Source organism: Giesbergeria giesbergeri (genome assembly GCF_054779375.1).
On the sequence record NZ_BAAGYJ010000002.1, the window covers coordinates 377,222 to 397,120 of the forward strand.

17 protein-coding genes, 2 pseudogenes and 1 other annotated feature are annotated in these 19,899 nt (G+C 54.8%); of the genes and pseudogenes, 14 read left to right on the forward strand and 5 right to left on the reverse strand.

All coding sequences use genetic code 11. The features are described 5' to 3' along the window. Positions 1–192 precede the first annotated feature (192 nt). From ACYVB2_RS05920 to ACYVB2_RS05930, 3 genes are all read left to right on the forward strand, one after another. Complete coding sequence (locus ACYVB2_RS05920) at positions 193–1,164, forward strand: hypothetical protein (RefSeq protein WP_382430560.1); 972 nt, start codon at positions 193–195, stop codon at positions 1,162–1,164. A gap of 33 nt (positions 1,165–1,197) precedes the next feature. Beyond that, entirely contained in the window at positions 1,198–1,779 is a 582-nt protein-coding gene (locus tag ACYVB2_RS05925) for a hypothetical protein (protein ID WP_382430558.1), read from the forward strand. A 1,057-nt stretch (positions 1,780–2,836) separates the two neighbouring features. Then, positions 2,837–3,151 (forward strand): hypothetical protein, encoded by a 315-nt coding sequence (locus ACYVB2_RS05930; RefSeq protein WP_382430554.1) that lies wholly within the window; start codon positions 2,837–2,839, stop codon positions 3,149–3,151. Positions 3,152–3,280: 129 nt separating this feature from the next. Here the strand turns inward: ACYVB2_RS05930 and ACYVB2_RS05935 are convergent. Then, positions 3,281–4,501, reverse strand: a pseudogene (locus tag ACYVB2_RS05935) (IS3 family transposase). Further along, positions 4,107–4,223 (reverse strand) — a sequence feature (AL1L pseudoknot). Its footprint overlaps the pseudogene before it by 117 nt. Positions 4,502–4,637: 136 nt before the next feature. Beyond that, positions 4,638–5,552 carry a transcriptional regulator GcvA gene (gcvA, locus tag ACYVB2_RS05940; protein WP_382430552.1) on the reverse strand — a complete coding sequence of 305 codons (915 nt, stop codon included), beginning with the start codon at positions 5,550–5,552 and terminating at the stop codon, positions 4,638–4,640. Positions 5,553–5,706: 154 nt separating this feature from the next. On the opposite strand from gcvA, the gene ACYVB2_RS05945 reads away from it, so the two are divergent. The 7 genes from ACYVB2_RS05945 (at position 5,707) to ampC (ending at position 12,465) form a co-directional block, all read left to right on the forward strand. Then, positions 5,707–5,988, forward strand: a complete 282-nt coding sequence (locus tag ACYVB2_RS05945; protein ID WP_382430550.1) for a hypothetical protein — start codon at positions 5,707–5,709, stop codon at positions 5,986–5,988. A 59-nt stretch (positions 5,989–6,047) separates the two neighbouring features. Continuing rightward, on the forward strand, positions 6,048–6,389 hold the full coding sequence (locus ACYVB2_RS05950) for a carboxymuconolactone decarboxylase family protein (RefSeq protein ID WP_382430548.1): 342 nt from the start codon (positions 6,048–6,050) through the stop codon (positions 6,387–6,389). Positions 6,390–6,407: 18 nt separating this feature from the next. Further along, a complete protein-coding gene (locus ACYVB2_RS05955) occupies positions 6,408–7,511 on the forward strand; it encodes a flavin monoamine oxidase family protein (RefSeq protein ID WP_382430546.1) in 1,104 nt (367 codons plus the stop codon). Beyond that, on the forward strand, positions 7,508–8,545 hold the full coding sequence (locus tag ACYVB2_RS05960) for an alcohol dehydrogenase (protein WP_382430544.1): 1,038 nt from the start codon (positions 7,508–7,510) through the stop codon (positions 8,543–8,545). Before ACYVB2_RS05955 ends, ACYVB2_RS05960 begins: the two co-directional genes overlap by 4 nt. Beyond that, the gene (locus ACYVB2_RS05965) at positions 8,535–9,749 is read left to right on the forward strand and encodes an MFS transporter (RefSeq protein ID WP_382430542.1); all 1,215 of its coding nucleotides are present in this window, start codon (positions 8,535–8,537) and stop codon (positions 9,747–9,749) included. Before ACYVB2_RS05960 ends, ACYVB2_RS05965 begins: the two co-directional genes overlap by 11 nt. A 24-nt stretch (positions 9,750–9,773) precedes the next feature. Next, on the forward strand, positions 9,774–11,039 hold the full coding sequence (locus tag ACYVB2_RS05970) for a cystathionine gamma-synthase family protein (protein WP_382430540.1): 1,266 nt from the start codon (positions 9,774–9,776) through the stop codon (positions 11,037–11,039). A 262-nt stretch (positions 11,040–11,301) separates the two neighbouring features. After that, a complete protein-coding gene (ampC, locus tag ACYVB2_RS05975) occupies positions 11,302–12,465 on the forward strand; it encodes a class C beta-lactamase (RefSeq protein ID WP_382430538.1) in 1,164 nt (387 codons plus the stop codon). A 168-nt stretch (positions 12,466–12,633) separates the two neighbouring features. Here the strand turns inward: ampC and ACYVB2_RS05980 are convergent, their stop codons facing one another. Together ACYVB2_RS05980 and ACYVB2_RS05985 are read right to left on the reverse strand one after the other, a co-directional pair. Continuing rightward, a complete protein-coding gene (locus tag ACYVB2_RS05980; RefSeq protein ID WP_382430536.1) occupies positions 12,634–12,807 on the reverse strand; it encodes a hypothetical protein in 174 nt (57 codons plus the stop codon). Positions 12,808–12,917: 110 nt separating this feature from the next. Beyond that, on the reverse strand, positions 12,918–13,775 hold the full coding sequence (locus ACYVB2_RS05985) for a hypothetical protein (RefSeq protein WP_382430534.1): 858 nt from the start codon (positions 13,773–13,775) through the stop codon (positions 12,918–12,920). A gap of 550 nt (positions 13,776–14,325) precedes the next feature. Between ACYVB2_RS05985 and ACYVB2_RS05990 the strand changes: the two are divergent. From ACYVB2_RS05990 to ACYVB2_RS06005, 4 genes and pseudogenes are all read left to right on the forward strand, one after another. Next, a pseudogene (locus ACYVB2_RS05990) lies at positions 14,326–15,130 on the forward strand (IS5 family transposase). Positions 15,131–15,265: 135 nt separating this feature from the next. After that, a complete protein-coding gene (locus tag ACYVB2_RS05995) occupies positions 15,266–15,658 on the forward strand; it encodes a cupin domain-containing protein (protein ID WP_382434104.1) in 393 nt (130 codons plus the stop codon). A 147-nt stretch (positions 15,659–15,805) separates the two neighbouring features. Beyond that, positions 15,806–16,057 carry a DDE-type integrase/transposase/recombinase gene (locus tag ACYVB2_RS06000; protein WP_382434102.1) on the forward strand — a complete coding sequence of 84 codons (252 nt, stop codon included), beginning with the start codon at positions 15,806–15,808 and terminating at the stop codon, positions 16,055–16,057. 43 nt (positions 16,058–16,100) lie between these two features. Then, on the forward strand, positions 16,101–18,083 hold the full coding sequence (locus tag ACYVB2_RS06005; protein WP_382434100.1) for a CotH kinase family protein: 1,983 nt from the start codon (positions 16,101–16,103) through the stop codon (positions 18,081–18,083). Positions 18,084–18,328: 245 nt separating this feature from the next. Here the strand turns inward: ACYVB2_RS06005 and ACYVB2_RS06010 are convergent, their stop codons facing one another. Beyond that, complete coding sequence (locus ACYVB2_RS06010) at positions 18,329–19,813, reverse strand: NAD-dependent succinate-semialdehyde dehydrogenase (protein ID WP_382434098.1); 1,485 nt, start codon at positions 19,811–19,813, stop codon at positions 18,329–18,331. Positions 19,814–19,899: the final 86 nt, after the last annotated feature.

Below are 19,899 nucleotides of genomic sequence, written 5' to 3' on the forward strand. Positions count from 1 at the left end.
GGCGCGCAAGGAACAACGCGGCAGGGATAGGCCGCACATGAGGCAAGTGAAGGGCCCGTACTGCGGGGCGAGGACGAAGGCGTCAGCCGATCCAAAGGAGGGGGCTACTTACGCCAGCCAGGGGAGAGGCATCTATAAGCGGCATCAATACAGCGGCCACCATTTGAGGAGCAAGTTCTCATAAGATGAATCATGATTGACATCCTCCCAAGACTGGTCGAAGCAACCGCCACCTTGCAGCGACAAATGGAGGCGTGGTTCTCAGAGTACCCGCCAGGAATGCCTTGGACAGTCGTGTCCGACTACTGCATCGGGAACATCAACAAAAACAACGATGTCATTTCGCTCGTTGTGATTGCCAACCACGCCACCGCGGCGGAAATTTGCGAATATTTGGGCAACGTTGCGCCGAAAGATCTCAAGAACACAAACCAAGTGCCCTTGGGGCTCGTGCAGTACCTTACCTGTCCAAAGCCGATCACGTTCAGTCTGTCTTTCGTATTGCGTCGAGATGAAGCGCTGCTACGCCGCTACCTTCAAACGGCGGAGATGGCGGACTTTCTGCCCGACGCCTGCGAGATGATGAAGGCCTGGCGAGACAACTCCGCCGACGTCAATCCGTACTACGACCAAGCGATCAAGCGCTTCAAGCTCTTTGAACAAGATCTTCGGAAAAAACAAGTCAATGAAAAGCTCGCACGCCAGATCCATCTCGCCGCGAGCGCTGCCGCCATCGTGTTCCACCTGGTGACGGAGTCGACTCGGGCCGGGTTCTTGCGATGGATTTCGGACCGGGACGCACTGCTTGAGCGTTACGACATGGTGGTGTACGACATTGCGTACTTCTACTTCCTGCTCCTTCGCTCCGAGCACGAACTGCCCATTTCAGACAGCGAAGGCCGTCTGCGACTTAGTGTTCCGGAGATCATTTTCGAGATGCCGGAGAAGACGGGGCGACACCGCTTCGATGAGATGGTGAGACTGCCGGACTACCTCGCCGGCACACTCGCCGACATCAATTCCGACGACATGAGCTTTTCAAGGGCCAAGTTCGGTACGGTGCTACAGCATGTATTCGTGAATTCCCCAAACAATTGGGTCATCCAGCTCTTGTCTGATGCTGAAAAAGTCACCGTACGGTCGGCTCAGTTCCGCGCCTCATGAACTAGACCATCCACTCCCGCCTTGGCTCATCCCATGAGCAGTTTCGACAACTTTCGTTTTCTTGATCCTGAAGCCGCTGACTTGGCCCGCGAGCTTGTCGAGGCGTCCGAGCAGCAACGCTCGGCTTTTTCGTCGTTCATCAATGTTTGGATGGCCTTCAACGGGTGGATGGAGTGCGTCACGCAGGCTGAGACAGATGCGGCGATGATCAACGCCTTGGCCGATCACCCAAAACTCGTAACCGCATACCATAGTCTCCTAAACGATGATCCCGAGTTCGAGGAGAACATCTTGAATTTTACTGCGCTGCTCCCGGTCTTGAACGTGCGGGACGTGCGCAAGAAGCTCGGAAGAGACGCTTTTCGTAAGTACGACCGCATAGCACTCATGGACGAAGCGCTGCGCGCCGCCGTCAAGCAGCAGCCCGTCGACTGGACGAAAGGAGCCATGCTTACCTGGTCGCAACTCTTGCGCACCATCTACCTCGTGCGATGCAATCTGTTTCATGGATCGAAGTCGGTAGAGAACCACCGTGACCACCAACTAGTTGTAGCTTGCGACAAAATTTTGAGGAGGTTCATAGGCCGTAGCGCGTGCTTTGAATGGCACGACTGACGTGTCAAAACACCCGAAAAGCCTGGGCAACAGCACTCCGGTGAACACTCTAGGCTTCGTGCCGCTGTTGCTGCCCTATGTGCCAATGGCGTCTTTGGAGTTCTTGCCGACGCCGGATGGAGCGGTGTTTCGCTTAGAGGGATGTGATGTCGGTTCCTGGGCTTAGTGGCGATGGAACTGGAAGCCCACGCACCAGCGAGATCGGCCTGCTCCAATTGCTTGCTGTTATTCGCGAACTCACAGCGTGGCGCGGTGTTTGCTCGAGCACCTAAGTGGCCGCATCGAACACTTATGGCGAATGGATCGAAACGAAAGGAACCGGCCGGCACGTAACTTGAGGGGGCAATAGCGGCGACTAGCGGGCGCGGCTCGATAGTTCGAGTCTGCGGCTGACCTTAGTTGGTATTTTCGGTATGCTTCAGTCTGATCGATGTGGGCTAGCCACCGTAGCTTCCGTGAAGTTAGCTTCATCTCTTGCACCAGACAAGCTCTTTTTCCTTGACGGTAAAAGCGACGGTAAAGAACCATGTCGATCACAGCCAATCCCTTTAACTATGCGGGTCTGCGAGATCTATTGATGATCGAGTGGGAATAATCCGGCAACCGGAAACTACCGGAACTGACAGGAACTAAATGGCCTTCTAGCCCGCATCACTGCGGGCTTTTTTGCTCCTGAATATGGAAACAACTGGAAATAACTGGAACTGCCAAGAACTGTTTTTTCATGGCATTTTTCATGGTACTAAAGCTATCAGATACCATCGAGGTGGCACGATCCCAACACCATCACAAACTTTGAGTGATGGTACTGTATAGATTTAACTTGTTGATATTTAAAATATCACCACGTCTTTGATGGTCGATTTTCACCCGTCCAAGTCGATGCGAGGATCATGGCCGTGGCTGCAGTGAAGATCGCTTTATTGCGGGCAGAGAATTTCATGATTCTTCTATCAATAGTTGAAAAAAATTCCCCCCACAGGATGGCACTCAGGCCAAGCAATGAAAAGCCATCCTTAAAATTAGCTATCACAGATATCACTTCAGGAGAAACTCTATGAAAGTCACCTGCCTCACCTTGCTCGCCACGCTCTTCGCTGGCAGCGTACAGGCCTCGTCCGATGATGCATGGCTGGCGCAAGACAAGCTACAGCGTCAGACCTGTTTGGCGCGGAGCAATCTACAGAACAAAAAAGTGTTGGGCTCGCCGGTGCTATTCGACGACAGCGTAGGCTACACGGCGCTGATGATCGGGGGGCGCTATCCACAAAAACACATGCAGGGTCAAGAGGGCCGCGAATTGTGCCTATTTGAACGTAAGACAGGCAAGGCGGAAATTAGCGAGGCAGATTCGTTGATGCCTATGAAATAAAAGTGGAGCCGTTCGTCCACTCCAATCCGATGTCCCATCAGCACAGAAATGTGGCAGACAGTGGCCCTGCGTCAACATGCTGGTGAACTGAGCACTGAACCGCCCCGGGTTTCGAGGAGGCAGGTTGGTTTAAGTGAATACCTCTGCCGAGGTGTTGCTGTTGGCCAATTGCCTCCAGTAGTTTGCCTCAGCTTCTGCCGGGGGGATACCCCCAATCGGCGTGAGCAGTCGGACGTGATTGAACCAGTGTACCCATTCTAGGGTGGCCAGTTCCACGGATTGCCTGGTCTTCCAGGCAGCCCGGCGGTGAATCAACTCGGCTTTGTACAGCCCGTTGATAGTTTCGGCCAGTGCGTTGTCATAACTGTCGCCCTTGCTGCCCACCGATGGCTGTATGCCCGCCTGCTTGAGCCTGTCGGTGTACCGAATGCTAACATACTGACTGCCCCTGTCCGAATGGTGTGTCAAGGCATGCGCCTCTGGCTGACGTTCGTACAAAGCCTGCTCGAGCGCATGGAGCACAAAGTTGGTGTGCATACTGGGACTCACTTGCCACCCGACGATGCGCCTGGCGTACACATCGAGCACGAAAGCCACATACAACCAACCCTGCCCTGTAGAGACGTAGGTGAAGTCTGACACCCACAGCTCATTGGGCCGACTGGCTTTGAACTGCCGATGGACATGGCCTGGAGGTGTCCGCTGTGGTGGTGCGTACGCTTTTGCCTCGGCGAACACCCTGTAGACCCAAACGGTGCATCAAGCGTTCGACGGTGCAACGGGCTACCCGCACGCCCTCACGGTTGAGTTGCAGCCAGACCTTGTCGGCACCATAGACCTGCCAGTTAGCATGCCAAACGCGCTGGATATCTGCGCTGAGGAGTTCGTCACGTTGGGCACGCTGGCTGCGCAATGCTGGGCAGCGTGGGCATGCCGCATGACGCCAGTAACACGATGGGGCCATCTGTAGTACCTGACAGATGGGCTCGACCTCAAAGGCATGGCGGTTGAGGTCAATGAAGCGTTTCAGCTCTTCAAACGGCGGTCGAACTCCGCTTGGGCAAAAAATGCGCTGGCCATCTTCAGGATGTCGTTGGCCCGGCGCAATTCTTTGACCTCGCGCTCCAGTTCTTTGATGAGCTGGAAATCGGACGTGCTGGTACTTGGGCGCTGTCCGCTATCGACCTCGGCCTTCTTGACCCACTCGTGCAGGGTGTGCCGCACACAGCCAATCTTGGGCGCAATCGATTCAACGGCTGCCCACAGCGACGGGTAGTCGCTTCGGTGCTCCTGCACCATGCGCACGGCACGCTCGCGCACTTCCGGTGAGAACTTGTTTGACTTTGTCATGGCTCCATCTTCTCAGACGTTGGTGCCTCCTCCATTCCCGGGGCGGTTCACCGTCTTCAAAGAAAAACGCGCCTACCTTGCTTGACTACTTAGGAAGTCCCAGTAGATTTTTTTCGAATTCTGAAGCAACCCCAAACTAGCCCGCGTTGGCTGCGCCAATAATCCAATCGCGGAATGCGATCAGCTTTGGCAAGCTTGCACACTCCGGCCGATAGACGACGTAATAGGCAAGTTCCGATGCGTAGTTGATTTCCGGAAACAAGCGCACGAGACGCCCAGCAGCCAGATCGTCACGTGCCATGACGCTACGAGCCAGGGCTATACCAAGCCCATCAATGGCCGCCTGAAGTACGGCGGCGGAGTTGTTAATCCGCATACCACGCTTCGTTGCCACCTCTATCACACCGGCTTTCTGCAGCCAAGAATCCCAGGTAGGAAAGCCTGAGTGACCGTCCATCGAAAGGTCATCAATGAGAGTCTCCCAGGACAGATCAGCTGGTGTCTGCAAGCGACCTGGCTCAACTAGCAGCTTGGGGGAACACACCAGATAGACTTCCTCATCCATCAGTTTGTCAGCCGCTAATCTAGGCCAGCTTCCTGTGCCATAGCGCACGCCGATATCGACCCGCTGGGCAACAAAATCTACTCCCCTAAGACTCGTGTCCAACCGCAGATCAGTATCTGGCCAGGCAGTGTGGAAGCCGTCGATGCGGGGCAAAAGCCATTTGGCGGCGAAGGCTGGGCTGACCGTGACGGTGAGTACCCCGCTAGCCGCCCCCTCTTTGAGGCGTTCCAAACCAAGCGCCAGTCGGTCAAAACCGGCACGAATCTCAGATAACGCACGTTCGGCCGCTTCTGTTGGGACAAGTCGAGCACGTCCGCTGTTATTGCGGAGAAACACTGGGGTGCCCAGCCATTCTTCCAAGGTCCGTACAAGTTGGCCGACCGCTGCAGGTGTGACGTGAAGCTCGATTGCTGCCGCAGAAAAGCTTTGATGTCGTGCGCTGGCCTCGAAAGCACGTAAGGCATTGAGATGGACGGGAGCCTTCATCTCGATAAAGATTTTCTTTTAATGCCACACACTTTATCTCATTTGCTGGCGAAAGCGGACAAGTAAACAATTCAATCCGCATTCAAGGTGCGCTTTGAATGGTGGGTCGAGGCCGGCCTCCTGGCCAAACGAACACTCAACCAAGAGAAATGAAATGGTTTATCTGCAAATCACCCTCAAGATCCCCGATGCCAATCGGCCTGCCGCCGCCGGTATTTATCAGCAGTACAAGGCACCGTTCCGCGACACCATTACCGGTGCCAAATCTAAAGAACTGCTGGTGCGTAGCGAAGACGTGCAAGTGCTACACGGCTTCGACACTGCAGAGAACGCAAGCGCCTACCTGCAGAGCGCGTTGTTTAACGCCGATGTCGTCGAAGCCCTGAAGCCGCTGCTGGAAGCAGCTCCGGACGTACGCATCTATCAAGTCGCCTAAATTGTCTCTGCCGGGCGCGTATTCGGTGTCTGGCCATTTCTCCCAGGAAATAGATTGCCATGATGCAAGACTGGAATGCCTACCGAGATTCACTAATGAGTCGTATTGGCGACTTCGCCAACTTGAGCCCCGATGTTCTGAGCGGAATGAAAACGATTGAGAACAGCGCTGCAAAGAACGGCAAACTGGAGCCGAAAATCCATGCTCTGATCGCACTTGCCGTTGCGGTCACGACTCGTTGCGATGGTTGTATCTCGGTCCACGCCCAAAAGGCCGTAGAACTGGGTGCATCGAACGAAGAAATCGCAGAGGCATTGGGTACCACGATCCTGCTCAATGCAGGTGCTGCCCTTGCCTACACTGCGCGCGTCTTCGACACCATTGAAGCCTTGCCGAAATAGTCGTCGAACCTGAGTACCATGAAGACTTCCGTCCTCATCATCGGAGGTGGGCTCGCCGGCCTGACGGCAGCCCGCTTCCTTCATCAAGCCGGTATCGGTTTTCACCTTCTTGAGGCCCGTGACCGATTGGGAGGGCGGATCCTTTCGACTGATGCCGCGGGGGAGGTCTCGGATGACGGCTTTGACCTTGGGCCCTCATGGTTCTGGCCGGGTATGCAATCGGCGATGAACTACCTCGTGGGTGAGCTTGGACTTCGCTATTTTCCGCAGCATAGCGATGGCGACATCGTCTTTCAGCGGATGCATAGCCAAACCCCAGAGCGCTTCCAGGGCATTCGCCAAGTTCCAGAGTCGATGCGACTGCATGGAGGTATTGGTGCCATTGTTTCGGTACTGGCCGCAGCGTTGCCAAAAGACAATATCCAGCTTGGTTCGCGTGTCACTCATGCCACCCTTAATGAAGCAGGTGCAGAAGTCTGCTTCGTCAATGCTGAGGGCATGACCCAACGCATAGAGGCGACCTATGTCCTGTTTGCCCTGCCACCACGCCTTCTCGAAGCCACGGTTGAATTCTCGCCCGCCTTGGATGCCGCAACGGCCCGGAACTGGCGTGATACACCGACCTGGATGGCGCCTCACGCCAAGTTTTTTGCCCTCTACGATCGGCCATTCTGGCGTGAAGCCGGTCTCTCCGGGACAGCTCAAAGCATGGTCGGCCCACTCTCGGAAATTCATGATGCGACTACGGCTTCCGGGAAAGCAGCCTTGTTTGGCTTTGTCGGCATTCTGATACGGCAGCGCGAGAAGGTTGGACGCGATGCGATCATCGAAGCGTCCATCCAGCAACTCGCCCAGCTGTTTGGGCCAGAAGCCGGCCGTCCCCATGCGACCCTGTATAAGGATTGGGCCAGCGATTCGCTGACTGCGACAGCGGATGATGGGGAAGCGGGAGGACATCCAATTCCGCGAGGCCTTGCCTCGGTGCCTGGCAAATGGAATAACCGCATTTGGTTAGCCGGCAGTGAGGCCGGTCGCCGAGACGCAGGTTATCTTGCCGGGGCAGTCGAAGCCGCTGAATATGCAGTGATGCAAATTATGAACAAAGTGGAGGCAGCCTCATGAGGGCAACCTATCGCGCAATGCAAATTACCCAGCCCGGCACCCTGGAGCTGGTGGAGCGGAAAACCCCTGAGCCTGGTGTTGGTGAGGTGCTGATTGAGGTCGAAGCCTGCGGCATCTGTGGTGCCGATGCAACTGATATTGAGGATGCAGATTCTTCGCTACAGCCCCCGCGGGTGCCAGGCCATGAGGTGATTGGCCGCATTGCCGCTATCGGGGAGCACGTCCCCTCGATCTGGAAGCTTGGGCAACGCGTCGGCGTAGGTCGACTCGGTGGCCACTGCAATGCATGCCCACAGTGCCGTCAGGGACGGTTCCAGCTCTGCGAGAATCAGCCGTCTGTCGGTGCCTCCTGTGATGGCGGTTACGCCGAGATGATGCGGGTGCGCAGCACCGGGCTTGTCTCGATCCCCGACGAACTCGCTTCCGTGGAAGTCGCCCCGATTCTCTGTGCTGGCATCGCGACCTTCAACGCACTGAAAAAATCTGGCGCAGAAGCCGGCGATCTCGTTGCGATCCTGGGTATCGGAGGCCTGGGGCACATGGCGCTGCAGTATGCCCGGAAGATGGGCTTCAAGGTGGTTGCCATCGGACGCGGCCAGGACATCTCCGCAGACGTCCTGTCCTTGGGCGCTCACGTCTACATCGACACCCAGGTCGAGGATGCTGCTGCCCAACTCCAGTCCATGGGCGGTGCTCAAGCCATCGTTACGACAATTAGCCAGGTGGGAACAGTATCCGCCGTATTGCCAGGCCTTGCTCCTCGCGGCCGGCTGGTGCTCCTGGGCGCTGGCAAGGATTCGCTACCTGTGACACCCGGCCATCTCGTCGTTGGCGAGCGCAGCTTGCTTGGTTCCATTACCGGCACACCCTACGAAAATGAGAAAGCACTGAATTTCAGTGTTCTCGCCGGTATACGTCCTCTGATTGAAACCATGCCTCTGGAAAGAGCATTCGAGGCTTATAAAAAAATGAAGTCTGGTACCGTCAAATTCCGGATGGTTCTGACGATGAAGGAAGCCCACAATGGGTCTTAACGACGAAACCGAACTCGACTCTACAAGTCTTTACGCACACTCAAAGAGCAACATCGTCAGGCTGACGGTGGCGCAGGCTCTTTCCGGGGCAAACGCGGTGGTTGTCTATGCAACTGGCGCCATCGTTGGCAACATGCTTGCCCCCGATCGAGCATGGGCGACTCTTCCGATCACCATTTTTGTGCTGGGAATGACCGCATGCTCACTACCAGCCGGCATGATTGCTCAGCGCTACGGACGACGTACGGCTTTTCTCTTGGGAACGGTATGCGGCGTACTAATCGGCTTGGTCTCTGCTTTGGCTGTGTTGATGGGCTCATTCTGGCTTTTCTGCCTGGCGATGCTTTTTGGTGGCGCGTACGCGGCCGTGGTCCTCACGTTCCGCTTTGCTGCCGCTGATTGCGTACCGCTGGCAAAACGTCCCCAAGCATTGTCCTTCGTCATGGCTGGTGGAGTCTTTGCCGGCGTGATTGGGCCGCAGCTCGTCACGCACACCATGGATTGGTGGGCACCGTATACGTTTGCAGGAACCTTCATGGGACAAGCAGCCGTGGCTGCCTTGTCTGCAGTTATCCTGGTTGGCGTCCGGCTTCCCAAGCCGACAAAAAAAGAAGTTGCCGAAGGACGTCCTATCCGCCTGATTGTGCGGCAACCCGAATTCATTACGGCCGTTACCTGTGGTGTCGTCTCTTATCTGTTGATGAACTTCCTTATGACGGCTGCCCCTTTGGCCATGCGGATGTGCGGCTTGTCGCAGGAGTCTGCAAACCTGGGCGTTCAATGGCACGTCATCGCAATGTATGCCCCGAGTTTTTTTACTGGGCAACTGATTACGCGCTTTAGTGCGCGACTGGTTGTGATGGCAGGCCTAGTGTTGACTGGAATTTCGGCCGGCATTGGCTTATTAGGGGTAGATGTCACCCATTTTTGGCTGACGCTGATCCTGCTCGGCATTGGCTGGAATTTCGGGTTTGTGGGCGCATCGGCACTCGTCCTGGAATGTCATCGCCCTGAAGAAAAAACACGCGTCCAGTCGTTCAATCACTTCATCTTGTTCGGGATGGTGGCTTTGGGCTCTTTGCTATCTGGGGGCTTCCTGACGGCCTACGGATGGAACACGGTGCTCTGGCTATCCTTCATACCTCTCGCGTTGGCGGTGTTTGTGCTCGCGCGCTCCGAGATGCGACGTAACGCCAACGCTTAAGTTTTTTGAAATTCCCGAATCGTCATGCCAATAGACACCGCCTTACAAGAGTCATTCGCTGTCAGCCGCGCCCTCTCCACCGACAATGTTCATTCTGATCGCCGCTTTGGCGTCGAACATGGGGGCCTCCACAAGCCGATTCATACTTCGGTGCAGTATGGTTTCGACCGGGTTGAAGACTTGATCGGCGCTTTTCAGGGCACCTACAAAGGCGGTTACCAATACGCCCGCCAAGGTACCCCGACCACCGCTGCCCTTGAGTCCAAGATCACCGCCTTGGAAGCCGGTGTAGGAACGGTATGCTTTGCAACCGGTATGGGTGCAATCGCGGCGACCTTGCTTTCGCTCCTACGTGCAGGGGACCATCTTGTCGCGAGCAGATTCATCTTCGGCAACACCAACAGTCTCCTTGGTACGGTCGAGGGCCTTGGAATTGCCGTAGACAAGGTGAACGCCTGTTCGGTTGAGGCCGTGGCAGCCGCAATCCGTCCCGAGACGCGCATGGTTTTTGTCGAGACTATCGCCAATCCTCGGACCCAGGTGGTGGACCTGGAAGGCATTGGACAATTGTGTCGCGAGCGCGGGATTGTCTACGTAGTGGACAACACCATTACCTCACCGGCGCTATTCCGGCCTCGCTCGGTCGGCGCGAGCCTGGTGATCAACTCGCTGACCAAGACCATTGCCGGTCACGGGGAGGCATTGGGTGGTGCTGTTACAGACACGGGGCTATTCGATTGGACCGTTTACCCGAACCTATTCTCGTCTTATCGGAAGGGCGAGCCCAAGGGGTGGGGACTGCTGCAAATTCGCAAGAAGGGCCTCCGTGACATGGGGGGGACGATGTGCTCGGACCAGGCGCATCGCATCAGCATTGGCAGCGAGACATTATCCCTACGGATAAAACAGGCCAGCAAAACGGCTCTCAGCTTGGCTCGGTGGCTTGAGCAGCATCCGAAGATTGATGCTGTTCACTACCCATGGTTGACATCTCACGCGGACCACGAGCGCGCGAAGCGGCTCTTCTCCGCCGGCTCTTGGTTACTAAGCTTCGAGTTACGCGACCCATCCTCAATGATCGATGTACTCAACCGCCTTTCCCTGGCCATTAAATCCACTGGTCTTGGCGATACTCGCACACTAATCATCCCCGTTGCACCGACTATTTTCTGGGAGGCCGGCGTGGATACCCGAAAGGAGATGGGTATTGCTGAAGGCCTAATCCGAGTCTCCGTGGGATTGGAAGAGGTGGCTGACCTGATCGCTGATTTCGAAGCCGCCCTCAGGTAAAGGTGTCTCAACGAAACCAGGGGCTATTCATAACACGCTCTAATGAGTTCGCTGATTTAATACGAACTCCAGAAGGTTGTCTTACCTTCACCTAATCGTGCTTTTGAACGCCAGGAATCGGCCAGAAGCAGTCATCCATTGCTCCGCGATGCAGAGCCAATTTGCTATCAAATTTTGTAGAATCCCCAGCTCGCAGCGTAACAGCACTCAATTGCACCAAAGTGCCAGCGTCGGCTTTCCTCCTTCACCCGTAAAGTAAAAATTGAAAAACCGTCTATTTATTGTTCTTCTGACAAGCGCTGTCTTTAGTATTGGCTCGGCTGTTAACGCTGCTGAAATTTCCAGTGCTGAAGCAATGAAAGCCATCTCTACAGTCGTGCTGCCTGCCATGGAAAAGAACCAAATTCCTGGTATGGCTGTGGCATTGGTACTGAGTGAAAAGACTTATGTCTTCAACTATGGCGTATCAGATGTTGAGAAAAAAAAACCAGTAACTGACGAGACGATTTTTGAAATTGGCTCTATCAGCAAGACCTTCACGGCCACACTGGCGACGCACGCAGAAGCCACTGGGAAGCTAAAGCTGACCGATACAGCAGCAAAGTATTTGCCTGAGTTGGCAGGTACGGACTTCGGCAACTTGCAGCTTTTCCATCTTGGTACACACACCGTTGGCGGTATTCCTCTACAGGTGCCTGACGAAGTCCAAACTCGGGAGCAGCTTCTGGAATACTTCCGCACCTGGAAGCCTGCGTACAAAACCGGCACGATGCGTACTTATGCGAATCCAAGCATCGGTGCTTTAGGGTGGATTACGGCGAAAAGTATGGGCCAAGATTTTGTTACGGCCATGGCTCAAACCCTTTTCCAGCCCCTTGGTTTGGCTAGCACTTATCTGAGCGTCCCTACACAGAAGATGCCCAGCTACGCCTGGGGCTACAACAAGGATAAGAAGCCTGTGCGCGTCAATCCAGGCATGTTGGATAGTGAAGCCTACGGCATCAAAACCACGGCTTCTGACCTGAGCACCTTTGTGAAGGCAAACATGGGCATGTTGCTCGTGGATAGCACGCTGCAAGCGGCTTTAAACAATACCCGCAAGAGCTATTTCAGCGTAGGCCAGATGACTCAAGACCTCATCTGGGAGGAATATGCAATGCCTGTTGACTTATCTACGCTGCAAGAAGGCAACGCTCCCAAACTTATCCTGAATCCACACCCAGTAAGAGCAAAAGAGCCTGCCATGCCACCTAACAGTAATGTGTGGGTCAATAAGACGGGGTCCACCAATGGCTTCGGTGCTTACGTTGCGTTTTTGCCTCAAAAGCGCTTTGGAGTTGTGTTGCTTGCCAATAAAAACTACCCCAATGCTGAACGAGTAGAAATTGCTCACAAAATTTACAGTAACCTAATCGGCAAGGAATGATAGCTTTGGGTCGTAACCAGCCATTGATTTAACCATGACACGCTAGGTTCGCTGCTTCAATCGCTAGGAAATCGTCTTCAAGGAAAAACGCACCTACCCTGCTTGACTACTAGGGAAGTTCATGTAGATTTTTTCCGAATTCTGAGACGGCCCCAATTTGCACCGGTATCAGGTTGCGGCAGGTTTCACCGCCCAGGCCATGAGTGCTGTGTCTTGCAAAAAGTTCAGCGCCGCAACGCCGGTGGTGGAGTCACCACGGGCCACGTCCACTGCCCAGCCCGCGTAGCGGTTGCCTTGGTCGTTCAGGGTGTCATAGATTTGGCGGGCGTTGCTCAACGCCACCGGTGTCAATTTGGTTGATGTATTGCCGAATTTGTGTGCTGGTAAGTGGTTGTGGCATAGATGGCTTCCTGGTGGATAAATTTAAAAAACCTGGTTTCAACGATGTGGCATCAAGGCTTAGATGCCGCATTCGTTGGTAGTGCTTTGAAACTCAGAATCTGCTGCGCCACGGCCTGTTGAATCTCTCGCCAATGAGGCAGCTGAGTACGGCGGTAGCTCACATACACATTTGCATGCATGTGCGGCTCCAAGCTGAAATCGTGCGTACATGGCTGCGATGGAACCCCTAGCCGATTGCTGCATCGGATATAGGTATCCACCCGCTCCGTTTTATCGCGATGTACAAAGATATCTTTGGCGTTGGGATGTTCCCAGTAAAGTTTTTTGGTATTGGGGTCAATTCCCACAGCCGCATAAACTGTCAAACCATGCTCTGGTTCGGGCAACGGTTCATACTGTTCGTATTTGAGAATGCGTTCAACATTGCCGATGTTGGCCGTAGTGAGCCGATCCAAAAATCCGTCACCGGGATAAATATTGCCGGTCGTGATGCCAACGCTGATCCAGGGCGTTGTGTAAATCGAATAACTGCTTTTATCCTTGATCAGTTCCTGGCTGGACTCACCTGCCATGTCTGGAAAGCGCGTGTCGTAGCCAAAGCTCACCAGCCTGGATTGGTGAGTGCGCTCGTGCCGGGGGCCTTTGCGTTTCTCTCCCCAGCCGGGGTCGCCTTCGTATTCCACAAAGTTGGCAAAGTGGCGGGGAATGGTGACCGGTACACCACCCAGATCACCTACTACATCGCGCGTTGTATAGTGGGCCGCCGCCATCCCTGGTGGCTCGAACGGGTTTCCAAGAAGTATGGGGGAGGCAAAACGCCACAACAGCAGCACACCCGACAGCCCAAGCAGGCCGATCAGCCACCACAAGGTGCGTTTGCCCCAACGGAATTTCGCAGATGGACTCATGAGTTACCTCGGAAATTGGATGCGCCTTGTCTGTGTATATAAAAAATAAACTTATTGCTTATTTTTTATATATTGCTTGCTCTTTTTTCATTCTTCTTTGGCAACGATACAGCGTTGCTGTACGCGCCGTGTCCTAGCCAAACCAAACTCAGTCATAGCGTGGTTGGTACCGTCTGTGCGGGTGTAGGTACCCACTTGTTTGTGGGCGTTACCGTTGGCATCTACCATGGTTGATGTAACTCGGCCCAAGCTCAGGCTTTGCACCTCGGCTTCGGCAAGATGAGCAATTCGCTTTTCTTCGCTACACCGTTGTCGTTTTGTCCTGAACCAGCAAGCGGTCGTCTTGGCCCACCCAGTCGCCGAGCTGAGCAAAGCCGTTTCATGACCGTTTGGATATCTGCCATGTCGGCACCTCTCTGTGCGTTGCATGCCACTTGCCGCTGTCGGCAGCAACCGTTTGGACACCTTAACTGACAAGCGTTAGACGGTCGCCCTCCCTAGAGCGTGTCATGAACTCAGACCTGGCCTGGCCTTGGGTTAAATTGTGGTCATCTCCCGCAAGCCCTACCCCACCGATGTCAGTGGCGAGGAATGGGATTTCGCTCTACCGTACTTGACACTGATCATCACCGAGGCGCCCCAACGTCACTACGATCTGCAAAAAGCCTTTAACGCCCTGCGCTGGCTCGTGCGTGCTGAAGCTCCTTGGCGCATACTGCCCAATGATCTGCCTCCTTGGGAAGCGGTATACCAACCAACACACCGCTGGCTGCAGGCTGGTTGCTTTGACGCGATGGCCTCAGCTCTGCGCTCCATCATTTGTGTCGCTCAAGGCAAACAAGGCCAGCCCAGTACGGTGATTCTGGATGGACGCACTCTGCAATCGAGCTGTGAGAGCAGCCCTCGGGCCGGTTATGACCGTTATAAGTGCAGGCGTGGCAGCAAGGTTCACATGGCAGTCGATACGCTGAGGCATTTGCTGGCCTTGCATGTGACACCCGCCCATGAACAGGAACGCGCGCAGGTGCAGGTGCTGTGTGAGGCTGTGCAGTAGGTCACGGGGGAGACAGTGAAGTTAGCGTGGGCCGATCAGGGCTATACGGGAGACAAAGCGCGCAGTGATGCCCAAGGACATGGAGTGCAGTTGGAAATCGTGAGGTTGCCAGAGGCAAAGAAGGGCTTTGTATTGTTGCCTAAGCGTTGGGTGGTGGAGCGCAGCTTGGGCTGGCTGGCGAGGTTTCGCCGGTGAGCGAGAGACTACGAGCGGTTGCTGCAGGTGTTTGCACTTTTTGGTGTTTGTGGTGCTGATGTTGCTAGCGGCGAGCCAGATATTGGCTGCTGCTGGGAGTTCATAATACGCTCTAGATGGATTCCTCTCTCAGCCTCTTATTGGTGATGAGGCTAGGTTCTGTGGTCTTGTGATACAGGGCCTTTTTATTTCTAGAAACCCTCGCCTCTGGTGAGGTTGTCTTCTCCTGTTTTGGCACGCAATGAACCCGTTTTCCACCCTGCATCTGCCTACCGACCCCACCATCACGGCTCCCGATGGCTCCGATGTGCGGGTCTTGCTTGGCCTGTCTGGTGGCGGCATGGCACATTTTGAGCTAGCTGCAGGCAAAGTCGCCAAGGCTGTGGCCCATCGCACGGTGGAGGAAGTGTGGTTCGTTCTGACAGGCCGTGGCGACATGTGGCGCAAACAAGGTGACCGGGAGGAGATCATTGCCCTACAGCCCGGTGTCTGTCTCACGATCCCCTTGGGTACACATTTTCAATTCCGTGCATCTGCGTCGGAATCTGTGTCTGCTGTTGCAGTAACGATGCCCCCTTGGCCCGGAGAAGATGAGGCCGTATTTGTTTCGGGGCCATGGCAGCCATCCATGTAGAACGGATCACTGGCATCGGTGTACCCGTGCAGTGAATTCTTTGCAGCCACCATTGACATCGTCTTGCTTGAACTGGTGGCTGGATTCTCCCACTTTCTCAGATGTTGGCGCCTCCTCAGTGCCCGAGGTGGTGCAGTGCGAGGGTGGATGCAAGACGGCAGCCTACAGAGAGAGCAACGCCAATCCCCCCAGTGCCTGAGCAACCCCGTGGAGCAGGAGCAGGCGCACCGAGCAATCCAGCATCGGCTCAGACCGATGCTAGGATGGAAGTCGTTTTATACAGCAAGGCACCTGATAGCCGGTATTAAGACCATGCACATGATTGCCAAGGGGCAGATGAACTGTGAGATGAGGGACAGCATTTCAACCGCTGAGCAGTTCTACCACTTGGCCTCATAACCGCCACCGACCTTATTACGACAGAACCAATCATTGAATCAATATGACCCATTCGATTAAACAACTTTGTTGCGCAGCTTCTCTCCTGCTGCCGGCCTTGGCCGGTAGCCAGGAGTTTCCTTTCTTTACCGCTGCTCAAAACGGCTTTCGACTCAGCATTCCCTATCTGGAATACAACGGCGGTGTCAGCAAACAAGGATTCCGGATGGCGTTGACCACCAGCGATGGCGGACTCTTTCAGTTGGAGCCGAGTTCGGTTGGTAGCGTGAGCACGGTCACTCCGGCGGTGAACGCCACCACGATCGCTGAGGTAAACGGTGCTTTCAAGCTGAACATCCCCTATTTAGAGTATGCCAACGGCAGCGTCACCCGTGCCTTTCAGGTTGCACTGAGTTCCACCGACCTCAGTGTCTTTAGGCTAGATCCGGCATCGGTGATCGAAGTAGCGGTGGAAGAATCGCCCTACGTCAAAGACGACCCCACCGTCTATGCGGTCGAAGAAGCGAAAGTATTGAGCGCAACCGTGGTCACGGTTGACGGGACTTATACTTTTGCCGACGTGAATGCCGATGTGGATGACAGCGACGCGATCGTTCCAGAAGTGGCCGCTCACTTCATCGTCGATGGCTATCCCGATGATGGCAAGGCTACCAACGCCACGCTGCGCTTACGTGGCCATAGTTCACGCCTCGCAGCGCAGAAATCCTACCGGATCAAACTGGCCAATGATGCCGCAGCCTGGCGCAATGAAAAAACCTTGCAGTTCAACAAACATCCGTATGACCTGACCCGGATGCGCAACAAACTGGCTTTTGACCTGTTTCGAGACATTCCACACATTCCCAGCTTGCGCACCCAATTCGTCCGCATTGGCATCACCAACAAGAACGCCAGTGGAGTCAGTTACGCCACCGGAGACTTCGGACTTTTTACCCACGTCGAAAAAATGGGCAAGGAGTACCTTAGCAAACGTGGTCTGCCCACTGATGGCAATATTTACAAGGCTGAGGATTTCGACTTCCGCTTGAGTCCAAAGCTCGCCCTAGACGGCAACGGTAAGCCGCTCAATAAAACCGAATTCGAAAAGGTGTTAAGTCTGGAGGCTGATAACGGGAATCATGAAAAACTGATTGCTATGACCAACGCGGTCAATGATGCGAGCACGGACTTCGATACCGTATTCACTCAATACTTCGATCGGAAAAATTACCTGACCTGGTTAGCCACAAGCATCTTGATGGGTAACCGGGACACCATCAACCAGAACTTCGCGCTTTACCAACCCAAGGCCAACGACAAGTTCTACTTCTTGCCCTGGGATTATGACGGCGCCTTTGGCTTTGAAGACCAACCGAGCCAAAGGGCCGCCGGCCCGCTTTATGCAGCCTACCAGAAAACCGTAGCCAATTGGTGGGGCGTTCCCCTGCACCAGCGATTTTTGAGCGATCCTCAGCACCGGGCTGAACTGGTGGCAATGGTGAATGAGCTTGCCGATCGTTACCTAACCGAAGCCAAAATCAAGGCCAAGATGGATGCTTATCGGCCATTGGTTGAGCCATCGATTACCACTTCTCCAGATCTCGACCATCTCCCACTTGTCAGCAATGCTGCAAGCAGCGAATGGGATGCCGAACGCACCCGAATCGCCAAAGTGATTCAAACGAATCTCACCAACTTCACCAGTACGTTGGAAAACCCGATGCCTTTCTGGCAGTCGGCTACCAGCCAAGGCAATCAAATTCAGTTGAACTGGGGTCAATCGGTCGATTTACAGGGCGACCCGGTTCGTTATACCGCAATGATCTCGGCAAACCCCGACTTCTCCAGTGTCAAGATGCAAAACGATCTGACCGAGAACCAATGGCTGGTGCCAATGCTCCCTGATGGAACCTGGTATTTGAAGGTATTTGCTACTGACAGCAAAGGAAACACCCAAGAAGCGTTTGATGTTACGGAATCGGCAAATAATCGCTATTTTGGTGTGCTCACTTTTGTGGTCAGGGGAAGTCAAATCGTGCAGCAGTGATCGATAACTTACCATAGCAGATCAGCGGTAGCCCAAGGCAGTAAAGCCTAGAGCCTTTTATGAACTCGGAGGGTGCTGGACAAGGGTAACTTTCCCATCATGTTCCGCATGCCATCCCCCTCCGATGTCCGTAATAAAGCACGGGATTTTTCCCTGCCGCCCTAAAACGGATCACCACCGCGTACATCACAAGCTTTAGCGGTCAAGGGAGATGGTATGAAATTAGAAAAAAATAAATAATAGAGTCAAGACTGTATGTCCCCCAAGCACAAATATTTGATCTCTAGATAATCATCTATGCCGTGGTGGGAGCCTTCTCGGCCCAAGCCAGATTGCTTGACACCACCAAACGGTACGTGTTCAGTGGCGAGCAGGCCCACATTGACACCCACCATGCCATATTCCAAGGCCTCACCCACACGGAAAATTCGGCCAATGTCGCGGCTGTAAAAGTAACTGGCCAGACCAAAATCGGTGGCGTTGGCCGCCTCGATGGCTTCTTGCTCGGTTTGAAACCTGAATACGGGTGCCAGTGGGCCAAAGGTTTCTTCGCTGGCACACAGCATGTGGGCAGCAGCATCGGCCACCACGGTGGGCGCAAAAAACTGGCCGCTGCCCAAACCAGACAGGCGTTGGCCGCCAGTCAGTACCCGTCCTCCTTTGGCGATGGCATCTTCCACATGGCGCTGCACTTTTTGCACCGCAGCCTCTTCAATCAACGGCCCTTGGTTGACACCCTCGTCAAAGCCATTGCCCACCTTGGCCGTCTGCACTTTGGCGGCAAACTTGTTGACAAACGCGTCATAGACTCCATCTTGGACATAGAAGCGATTGGTACAAACGCAGGTTTGGCCCGCATTGCGGTATTTGCTGGCAAAGGCACCTTCTACGGCGCTGTCAATGTCTGCATCATCAAACACAATAAAAGGCGCATTACCACCCAGTTCCAGCGCCAGTTTCTTCACGGTAGGCGCACATTGGGCCATCAGAATGCGGCCTACCTCGGTGCTGCCGGTAAAGCTGAGGTGGCGCACGGTGCTGCTGGCGCACAGCACCTTGCCAATGGCAATGCTGTTGGCACTGTCAGCCGTCAATACATGCAACACCCCTGCCGGAATGCCTGCGCGCAGCGCCAGTTCAGCCACCGCCAGCGCCGTTAGCGGGGTGAGTTCGGCCGGTTTGATCACCACTGGGCAACCCGCTGCCAGTGCTGGAGCTACCTTGCGGGTGATCATGGCCAAGGGGAAGTTCCAAGGCGTGATGGCAGCGCAAACACCAATGGGTTGTTTGAGTACCAGCAGGCGTCGGTTATTGTCGAATGGGGGCAAGGTTTCGCCGTTGACGCGTTTGGCTTCTTCAGCAAACCACTCGACAAAGCTGGCACCGTAGGCGACTTCGCCTTTGGCCTCTGCCAGTGGCTTGCCTTGTTCTGCGGTCATGATGCGGGCCAAGTCGTCTTGGTGTTGCATGAGCAAATTAAACCAACGCCGCAGCACCATGCTGCGCTCTTTGGCCGTGGTGTTGCGCCATGCGGGCCAAGCAGCGGCTGCGGCTGCAATGGCGGCTTCGGCCTCTTGTGGCCCCAGATTGGCAACCTGTGCCAACAGGGCACCAGTGGCGGGGTCGTGTACGGCAAAGCGGTCGCTGCCGCACACCCATTGGCCGTTGAGCAGAGCGTTGGTTTGAAGCAAGCTGGGGTCTTGGAGCAGGGCGAGGGGGGAAGTTGTCATGGAGAATGAGTGCAGAAAAAGGGGGATAGGCGTGAGACGGGATTGAAGCAGAATAGCCAAAACCTTGCTTCCCAAGGACACGCCCA

Coding starts and splice junctions, on each gene's coding strand:
- ACYVB2_RS05920 (WP_382430560.1), top strand. CDS start 193: ATGATTGACATCCTCCCAAGACTGGTCGAAGCAACCGCCACCTTGCAG.
- ACYVB2_RS05925 (WP_382430558.1), top strand. CDS start 1,198: ATGAGCAGTTTCGACAACTTTCGTTTTCTTGATCCTGAAGCCGCTGAC.
- ACYVB2_RS05930 (WP_382430554.1), top strand. CDS start 2,837: ATGAAAGTCACCTGCCTCACCTTGCTCGCCACGCTCTTCGCTGGCAGC.
- gcvA (WP_382430552.1), bottom strand. CDS start 5,552: ATGAAGGCTCCCGTCCATCTCAATGCCTTACGTGCTTTCGAGGCCAGC.
- ACYVB2_RS05945 (WP_382430550.1), top strand. CDS start 5,707: ATGGTTTATCTGCAAATCACCCTCAAGATCCCCGATGCCAATCGGCCT.
- ACYVB2_RS05950 (WP_382430548.1), top strand. CDS start 6,048: ATGATGCAAGACTGGAATGCCTACCGAGATTCACTAATGAGTCGTATT.
- ACYVB2_RS05955 (WP_382430546.1), top strand. CDS start 6,408: ATGAAGACTTCCGTCCTCATCATCGGAGGTGGGCTCGCCGGCCTGACG.
- ACYVB2_RS05960 (WP_382430544.1), top strand. CDS start 7,508: ATGAGGGCAACCTATCGCGCAATGCAAATTACCCAGCCCGGCACCCTG.
- ACYVB2_RS05965 (WP_382430542.1), top strand. CDS start 8,535: ATGGGTCTTAACGACGAAACCGAACTCGACTCTACAAGTCTTTACGCA.
- ACYVB2_RS05970 (WP_382430540.1), top strand. CDS start 9,774: ATGCCAATAGACACCGCCTTACAAGAGTCATTCGCTGTCAGCCGCGCC.
- ACYVB2_RS05985 (WP_382430534.1), bottom strand. CDS start 13,775: ATGAGTCCATCTGCGAAATTCCGTTGGGGCAAACGCACCTTGTGGTGG.
- ACYVB2_RS05995 (WP_382434104.1), top strand. CDS start 15,266: ATGAACCCGTTTTCCACCCTGCATCTGCCTACCGACCCCACCATCACG.
- ACYVB2_RS06000 (WP_382434102.1), top strand. CDS start 15,806: ATGCAAGACGGCAGCCTACAGAGAGAGCAACGCCAATCCCCCCAGTGC.
- ACYVB2_RS06005 (WP_382434100.1), top strand. CDS start 16,101: ATGACCCATTCGATTAAACAACTTTGTTGCGCAGCTTCTCTCCTGCTG.
- ACYVB2_RS06010 (WP_382434098.1), bottom strand. CDS start 19,813: ATGACAACTTCCCCCCTCGCCCTGCTCCAAGACCCCAGCTTGCTTCAA.